The 1,684-nt window shown below is 60.2% G+C and carries 1 protein-coding gene; it reads left to right on the plus strand.

The features are described from left to right. The first annotated feature begins 100 nt into the window (after positions 1-100). Positions 101-1,591, plus strand: coding sequence for an ISNCY family transposase (locus U4Z64_RS37205; protein WP_321822673.1), 1,491 nt, complete (start codon positions 101-103; stop codon positions 1,589-1,591). The last annotated feature ends 93 nt before the right edge of the window (positions 1,592-1,684 follow it).

The following is a 1,684-nucleotide window of genomic DNA, read 5'->3' on the forward strand; positions in this document are numbered from 1 at the left end:
TTGTAGTAGCTTTTTAGAAATGTCGTGTTCCAGCCATTTAGAAATGTCGCGTTTGGACCTCGGTAAGCTTGTCGGCCCCCGTCAGATCATGGAGCCGGCGATGCACCGAACAGCATTGGTGACATTGAACATGCGAGAACTCGACCGTCTGAAGGTGATCCAGGCTGTGGTGGATATGGGCTTGAAGCCCGGCCGTGCAGCCGAACGGCTGGGGCTGACAGTGCGGCAGATCGAACGCCTGGTGATCCGCTATCGGGAATCCGGCGCAGTTGGACTAGCTTCGCGTAAGCGTGGCGGTCCCGGCAACCGTCGCCTGGACCCAGGGGCCGCCGACCGGGCTCTGTCGATCATCCGCGATCGCTATGCCGATTTCGGGCCGACGCTGGCCTGCGAGAAGCTCCGGGAGTGTCACGGCATTCGGCTAGCCAAGGAAACGGTCAGGAAGCTGATGACGGACGCTGGCTTGTGGATTCCGCGCCGACAGCGTCCGCCGAAGGTCTACCAGCCGCGAGCGCGGCGCTCTTGCCTCGGTGAACTGATCCAGATCGACGGCAGCGATCATCGGTGGTTCGAGGAGCGGGCGCCGGCCTGCACGCTGCTGGTATACGTCGACGATGCGACGAGCCGGTTGATGATGCTGCACTTCACGCAGACCGAATCGACCTTCAGCTACTTCGAGGCGACGCGAGCGTATATCGAGCGCCATGGCAAACCGGGGGCGTTCTATAGCGACAAGTACAGCGTGTTCCGCAATACGACGCCGGGCAAGACTGGTAATCGGGTGACGCACTTTGGCCGCGCGATGTACGAGCTGAACATCGATACGTTTTGCGCAAACAGCAGTCCGGCCAAGGGGCGAGTCGAGCGAGCACATCTGACGTTGCAGGATCGCTTGGTCAAGGAGATGCGGCTGCGTGGGATCAACACGGTGGCCGACGCCAACGCTTACGCGCCCTCCTTCATGGCCGCCTACAACACACGCTTCGCAAAGCCGCCGAAGAGCGACTTCAATGCACACCGATCGCTGCGCGCCGACGAGAATCTCGACTTGGTGATGACGTGGCGCGAGCCGCGGAAAGTGACGAAATCGCTCACGGTGCAGTACGACCGAGTGATGTATTTGCTGGACGATACGCCGGAGAATCGGAAGCTGATCGGTCGAACGATCGAGGTATGGGAGTACCCGGACGGGCGCATCGAACTCCGAACAGAGGGTCGCATGTTGCCCTGCAGACAGTACGACCGGCTGGCCGAGATCGATCAAGCTGCTGTTGTCGAACACAAGCGCCTGAGTCACGTGCTCCAGGTTGCGCAGACGATCCAGGCGCAACGCGATAACAGTCGAATCGGTAAAGCCCCGTCTCGAACGCATCGTGGCGACGCGACGCGGACCAATCGAAACGAGGCTGAACCGGGCAAGAAGAAGCAACGCGAGATCACGCAGGCCGACGTCGAGCATGTGATCGTGAATCTGGCGCACCGTCGGCAAACTGCAAAGCCGCCCAACAAACCTAGCCGTCGGTCTGCAAAAGCTGGAGAAACGAACGTGAGCGCCCTGCCCGTTCAGGCGCCGACCTTCGACACTGCGTAACGCTCAAAACGAGGAAAGAGACGCAGCCAACCAACCTTAAAACCGGACATTTCTATCTGGCTGGTGCCCCGACATCTTGAAATGGCTACGACA

This window comes from Burkholderia sp. BCC1996 (genome assembly GCF_905339955.1).
GTDB lineage: Bacteria > Pseudomonadota > Gammaproteobacteria > Burkholderiales > Burkholderiaceae > Burkholderia.